Consider the following 6332-nt stretch of genomic DNA (forward strand, 5'->3'; position numbering starts at 1 on the left):
AAGGGCACCTGGGGCTGGTGGCCGACGTGACGGACAAGCCCTCGTGCGAGGCGGCGGCCGCCGCCGTACTGCGCGCCTTCGGCCGCATCGACGCGCTGGTCAACAACGCGGGCATCACGCAGGCCGTGGGCACGCTGGAGATCGGCGGGGCCGACTACGACCGCGTGCTCGACGTGAGCCTGCGCGGCACGCTGTACATGTCCCAGGCCGTGCTGCCGGCCATGCGCAGGCAGCAAGCGGGCGCCATCGTCTGCATTTCTTCCGTCTCGGCCCAGCGCGGCGGCGGCATCTTCGGCGGTCCGCACTACTCGGCCGCCAAGGCCGGCGTGCTGGGGCTGGCCCGCGCCATGGCGCGCGAGTTCGGCGGCGATGGCATACGCATCAACTGCGTCACGCCGGGCCTGATCGAGACGGACATCACCCAGGGCAAGCTCGGCCCCGAGCGCAAGCGCGAGATCTCCGCCACGATTCCGCTGGCCCGCCTGGGCCGCGCCGACGATGTGGCCGGCGCCTGCGTATTCCTGGCCAGCGACCTGGCCGCCTATTGCACGGGCATCACGCTCGATGTGAACGGCGGGATGCTCATCCACTGAGCCCCGCGCGCCTGGCCATGGCCTGCATGGCCGCACACAACCCAAGCAAAGGAGACAAGACCATGCAAAGCACGCTTTTCCATCGCGCCGCCCTGGCCGCCTGCGCCCTGCTGCTGCCGGCCCTGGCCTGTGCCCAGGCCGTCAAGCTCACGCTGGGGCACGGCGCCGCGCCCGACAATCCGCGCCACCTCGCATCGCTGAAGTTCGCCGAGCTGGTGAAGGCACGCAGCGCGGGCCGCATCGAGGTGCAGGTCGCCCCCTCGGCCCAGCTGGGCGACGACGCGGCCATGGTCACGGCCCTGCGCACGGGCGCGCTGGACCTGTCGGCCAATTCCCAGGGCGCGGTGGCCGCGGCCGTGCCCGAGTACGCGGCCTATGGCATGCCGTTTCTCTTCGCCACGACGGCCCGGGCCTTCCAGCTGCTGGACGGGCCGCTGGGCCGGGAGCTGGCCGACAAATCGGCCGCCAAGGGCATGGTGGTGCTGGGCTACTGGGACAACGGCATACGCCACATGACCAACAGCAAGCGGCCCCTGCGCAGCGTGGACGATCTCAAGGGCCTGAAGATGCGCACGCCGCCCGACGCGGTGCTGGTGGACATCATCCAGGCCCTGGGCGCCGAGGCCCAGCAGATCAAGTTCGCCGAGCTGTACGTGGCCCTGCAGCAGGGCGTGGTCGACGGCCAGGAAAACCCGCTGGCCAACTTCCACGCCAGCAAGCTGTACGAGGTGCAAAAGCACCTGGCGCTGACGGGCCACATGTTCCAGATGACGCCGCTGATCATGGGCAAGCGTAGCTGGGACCGGCTGCCGGCCGCCGACCGCACGCTGCTGGCCGAGGCCGCGCAGGAGGCCACGGCCTACCAGCGCCAGCTGGCGCGCGAGGCCGACGACAAGCTGCTGGACGACATCCGCGCCAAGGGCGTGGAGGTGAGCACCATCGACGCGCGGGCCTTCGCCCAGGCCACGGCCAAGGTGCAGGACAAGTGGCTGGCCAGCCCTGCGGGCCCCTATATCGCCAAGGTCGTCAAGGCCGCAGGCGCGCAGTCAAGCGCAGGGAGCCATCCATGAACCTCATCGAACGCCTGGTCACGGGCCTGTGCCGCGCCGTGCTGTGGGCCAGCACCCTGGTGATCTTCGTGATCCTGGTGTGCAACACCGCCCTGCGCTATGCCAGCGGCACCAGCCTGCAGTGGGCCAACGAGGTGCCCGAGCTGCTGTTTCCCTGGCTGGTGATGTCGGGCGTGGTGCTGGCCGCCGCCCATGGCGCCCACATCACCACGAGCTTTCTGGTCGAGGCGCTGCCTGCCCGCGTGCGGCGCGCCACGGCCGTGCTGGGCTGGCTGGCCGTGGCCGCCCTGTACGCCACGCTGGCCTGGTCCACGCTGAACATGCTGGAGATCGTGCATGACGAGCGCAGCCAGATCCTGGGCATTCCCGGCTCGCTGACCTATGGCTGCGTGATGGTGGGCATGGCCTTGCTGGCCCTGCTGGCCCTGCAGTCGGCCTGGCGCGCCTGCGTGGCGGGCAGGGACCGGGTATCCGCGCAGGCCGGTGCGGCTGGTGCGTCTGCCGAACCGGCCCGGCCCGTGGCCGGCGCGCACTGGTGAAGGGAGGGTGCCATGTCCTTCATCATGCTTTTCGTCTTCATGGCGGGCGCCGTGATCGCCATGCCCATTGCGCACGCGCTGCTCATGGGCGCCATGGCGGCGGCGGCCACCTCGGACCGCGTGCCGCTGGACCTGCTGGTGCAGCAGATGGTGGCCCAGGTGCAGAGCTTTCCGCTGATCGCCATCCCGTTCTTCATGCTCACCGGCTCGCTGATGATGGGCGGGCGCCTGGGCGAGGCCCTGGTGGGCGTGCTGTCGGCGCTGATAGGGCGCTTTCACGGCGGGCCGGCCCAGGTGGGGGTGATGTCGTCCACGCTGTTCGGCGGGGTGTCGGGCTCGGCCGTGGCCGACGCCTCGGCCATCGGATCGCTGATGATCCCGTGGCACAGGCGGCTGGGCTACCCGCCCGCGTTCTCGGCGGCCACGCTGGCGGCGGCGGCCACCATCGACATCCTGATCCCGCCGTCGATCCCCATGATCCTGTTCGCGCTCAGCGCCAATGCATCGATTGCGGCGCTGTTCGTGGCGGGCATCGTGCCGGGGCTGCTGATGTGCGCGGGCTTCATGGGCGTGTGCTGGTGGGTGGGCCGCAGGCGCGGCTTTACGCGCGACACCACGCCCTTCGCCTGGCCCGCCTTCCGGCGCCACCTGCTGTACGCCAGCCCGGCCCTGCTGCTGCCGGTGCTGATCATCGTGTTCCTGCGCTTGGGCATCGCCACGCCCACCGAGGTGGCCGTGCTGTCCACGCTGTATGCGGGCCTGGTGTCGGCCGTGGTGTACCGCGACCTGGGCTGGCGCCGGCTCAACGATGCGGTGGTGCATGCGGGCCTGGCCACGGGCGTGGTGCTGCTGGTGATCATGGCTTCGGCGGCCATCGGCTGGCTGCTGACCTTCGACCGCATGCCCGACGGCATCGTCCAGTGGGTGCAGTCGCATGTGCATTCGGCCTGGCTGGTGATCGTGCTGATGAACCTGCTGATGCTCTTCATCGGCATGTTCATCGACCTGCCGGCCGCCGTGCTGCTGCTCACGCCGGTGTTCGTGCCGCTGGCCCAGAGCATCGGCATGGACATGACCCAGCTGGGAATCATGATGGTCGTGAACCTGGCCCTGGGGCTGTACACGCCGCCCGTGGGCACGACGCTGTTCATCACGAGCTCGCTGGCCCGGGTCAAGGTGGGCCAGACCGTGCGCGAGCTGATTCCCTTCTACCTGGTGGCGCTGGCGGTGCTGGCGCTGGTGTCCTATGTGCCGGCCAGCATCCTGCGCTGAGCCGCGCGCCTTTCCATCTCTAGGAGACGATGCATGAACCAAGAACTGCAACAGCGCCTGGACCGGCTCGCGGCCTGTGCCTGGCGCATACGCCGCCGCGCCCTGCAAATGGGCGAGGTGCAGGGCCAGGGCTACATAGGCCAGGCCCTGGGCTGGGCCGATGTGCTGGCCGTGGCCTATGGCGACGCACTGCGGCTGCGGCCCGATGAGCCCGGGTGGGAGGGCCGCGACCGCTTCCTGCTCTCGCACGGCCACTACGCCATCACCTTCTACGCGGCCCTGGCCGAGGCGGGCATCCTGTCCGACGAGGAACTCCAGACCTATGGCAGCGATGACAGCCGCCTGCCCATGTCGGGCATGGCCAGCTATACGCCGGGCATGGAGATTTCGGGCGGCTCGCTGGGCCAGGGCCTGCCGATCGCCGTGGGCATGGCGCTGGCGCTGCGCCACAAGGGCAGCGATGCCTTTGTCTACAACTCCATGTCCGACGGCGAGCTGGACGAGGGCTCGACCTGGGAGGCCGCGCTGTCCGCTGCCCACCACGGCCTGGGCCGGCTGATCTGCCTGGTGGACGTGAACAACCAGCAAGCCGACGGCCCCTCCACGCGCATGCTGGGCTTCGAGCCGCTGGCCGACAAATGGGCCGCCTTCGGCTGGCATGTGCAGCGCGTGGACGGCAACGACCTGGCCCAGGTGGTGCAAGCCTTCGACGCGGCGCGGGCGCTGGCCGAGGACCGGCCCCGCGTCATCCTCTGCGACACGCTGATGGGCAAGGGCGTGCCCTTCCTGGAGCAGCGCGAGAAGAACCATTTCATCCGCGTCGATCCGCCCGAGTGGCAGCAGGCCATTGCCCTCCTGGACGCATCGCAACCCCTGGAGCCCGCCCTGCCATGAACATGCCTCTTGCCACCCCCAAGCCCCGGCCGACCACCTCGGCCATGATCGCCTCCATCGCCGCCGAAGGCCAGCGCGTGCAGGCCGCGCCTTTCGGCAAGGCCCTGGTGGAGCTGGCCGCCAGCCGCCCCGACGTGGTCGGCCTGACCGCCGACCTGGCCAAGTACACCGACCTGCACCTGTTCGCCCAGGCCCACCCCGAGCGCTTCTTCCAGATGGGCATGGCCGAGCAGTTGCTCATGGCCGCCGCCGGCGGCATGGCCAAGGAGGGGCTGACGCCGTTTGCCACCACCTATGCCGTCTTCGGCACGCGCCGCGCCTACGACTTCATCCACCAGGTGATTGCCGAGGACAACCTGGACGTCAAGATCTGCTGCGCCCTGCCCGGCCTGACCACGGGCTACGGCCCCAGCCACCAGGCCACGGACGACCTGGCCATGATGCGGGCCGTGCCGGGGCTGACCATCGTCGATCCCTGCGATGCGCTGGACATCACCCAGGCCGTGCCGCAGATCGCGGCGCACCGCGGCCCCGTCTACATGCGGCTGCTGCGCGGCAACGTGCCGCTGGTGCTGGACGAGTACGACTACCGGTTCGAGCTGGGCAAGGCCAAGATGCTGCGCGAGGGCCGCGAGGTGCTCATCATCTGCAGCGGCTTCATGACCATGCGCGCGCTGGAGGCCGCCCAGCTGCTGGCCGCCGACAACGTAGGCGCCGCCGTGCTGCACTGCGCCACCATCAAGCCGCTGGATGTGCAGGCCATCGTGCAGGCCGTGGCCAGCGGGCCGCGCCTGGTGGTGGTGGCGGAGAACCATTCGGTGGTGGGCGGCCTGGGCGAGGCCGTGGCCGGCGCTCTGCTGGAGCGCGATGTGCGGCCCGCGCGCTTTCGGCTGGCGGGCCTGCCGGACGCCTTCCTCGACGCGGGCGCCTTGCCCACGCTGCATGAGCGCTACGGCATCAGCGCCCAGGCGCTGGCGGGGCGCATCCGGCAGTGGCTGGGGTAGGCAAGGCTGCGGTCACGGGGAATCTGTCCGCAGCGCCAGCATATAGCCCATGCCCCGCACCGTGTGCAGCAGCTTGACCGCATAGGGATCGTCGAGCTTGCTGCGCAGCCTGCACACCGCCACGTCCACGGCGTTGTTCAGGGCATCCACGGGCAGGCTCCAGACCTGCTCCACCAATTCGGCGCGCGAGACCACATCGCCCTGGCGCTGCAGCAGCAGCCACAGGACGGCGAACTCCTGCCGGGTCAGGTCCAGCCGGCGACCGGCGCGTTCGACCCGCTTCTTGGACAGGTCCAGCACCAGATCCGCCAAAGTCAGGCGCATGCCCTCCCGCCCGGCGGACCCGCGCATGCGCAGCCTTGCGCGGGCCAGGAACACCGGCAGCCTGATGGGCTTGACCAGGTAGTCGTCCGCGCCGTGCTGCAGGCAGAACACCTGGTCCTCCAGGCTGTCGTTTGCGGCAACCACGATGGCGGGGGTGCTTGTGGCCCGGCGCAGGGCCTGCAGGACCTCTCGCCCGCTCAACCCGGGCAGGTCCAGATCCAGCACCACCAGGCTGTAGGCACGGCTCAGTGCCATGTCGCGGCCCTGCCGGCCGTCATGCGCGACGTCCACGTTGAACCCGTCCTGGCACAGGCCCTGGCACAGGTACTGCGCCGACGGCGGGTGGGCGTCCACGATCAGGACTTTCATGCTCGCTCCTTTGACCGCACGGCAAGGCTCAGGCCAGCACCTGCCTGAGCATCTGCTGCTGCCGTCGCGCCCATTTCGTGCCGACGCGGATGGCCTCGCGCTGCCGGGAGGAGGCGGAGGCGAAAAAGACCGTCTCGCTGATCTGCAGCCGGTGGAACAAGCGCCGCAACTGCAGCGAACGTGCCCGCAGCGATCCTTCCGGTACCAGGGATTCCTGGCGCTGCGCCGAGAACAGGAAAGCGGCCTGCTCCAGGCAGCAGCGGGCCT

At 70.0% G+C, this 6332-nt stretch carries 7 protein-coding genes and 1 pseudogene; 6 read left to right on the forward strand and 2 right to left on the reverse strand.

Going from position 1 to position 6332, the window contains the following annotated elements:
* The 6 genes from L995_RS18945 to L995_RS18970 form a co-directional block, all read left to right on the forward strand.
* Window positions 1-593, forward strand: a 593-nt coding sequence (locus tag L995_RS18945; protein ID WP_047472998.1) for an SDR family NAD(P)-dependent oxidoreductase, incomplete at its 5' end; no start/stop codon positions are given.
* A 62-nt stretch (window positions 594-655) separates the two neighbouring features.
* Window positions 656-1663, forward strand: coding sequence for a TRAP transporter substrate-binding protein (locus L995_RS18950; RefSeq protein WP_026062634.1), 1008 nt, complete (start codon window positions 656-658; stop codon window positions 1661-1663).
* Entirely contained in the window at window positions 1660-2202 is a 543-nt protein-coding gene (locus tag L995_RS18955) for a TRAP transporter small permease (protein ID WP_016450595.1), read from the forward strand. The genes L995_RS18950 and L995_RS18955 overlap by 4 nt, the downstream gene beginning before the upstream one ends.
* A gap of 12 nt (window positions 2203-2214) precedes the next feature.
* Window positions 2215-3474, forward strand: coding sequence for a TRAP transporter large permease (locus tag L995_RS18960; protein ID WP_047472999.1), 1260 nt, complete (start codon window positions 2215-2217; stop codon window positions 3472-3474).
* A gap of 33 nt (window positions 3475-3507) precedes the next feature.
* A complete protein-coding gene (locus L995_RS18965) occupies window positions 3508-4368 on the forward strand; it encodes a transketolase (protein WP_047473000.1) in 861 nt (286 codons plus the stop codon).
* On the forward strand, window positions 4365-5372 hold the full coding sequence (locus tag L995_RS18970) for a transketolase family protein (RefSeq protein ID WP_047327989.1): 1008 nt from the start codon (window positions 4365-4367) through the stop codon (window positions 5370-5372). The genes L995_RS18965 and L995_RS18970 overlap by 4 nt, the downstream gene beginning before the upstream one ends.
* 12 nt (window positions 5373-5384) lie before the next feature.
* On the opposite strand, the gene L995_RS18975 is transcribed toward L995_RS18970, so the two are convergent.
* Both L995_RS18975 and L995_RS18980 read right to left on the reverse strand, forming a co-directional pair.
* Window positions 5385-6065, reverse strand: coding sequence for a winged helix-turn-helix domain-containing protein (locus L995_RS18975; protein WP_016450599.1), 681 nt, complete (start codon window positions 6063-6065; stop codon window positions 5385-5387).
* A gap of 28 nt (window positions 6066-6093) precedes the next feature.
* A pseudogene (locus tag L995_RS18980) lies at window positions 6094-6332 on the reverse strand (hypothetical protein); the annotation flags it as partial.

The organism is Delftia sp. ZNC0008, from assembly GCF_000799035.1.
Taxonomy (GTDB): Bacteria; Pseudomonadota; Gammaproteobacteria; order Burkholderiales; family Burkholderiaceae_C; genus Comamonas; species Comamonas tsuruhatensis.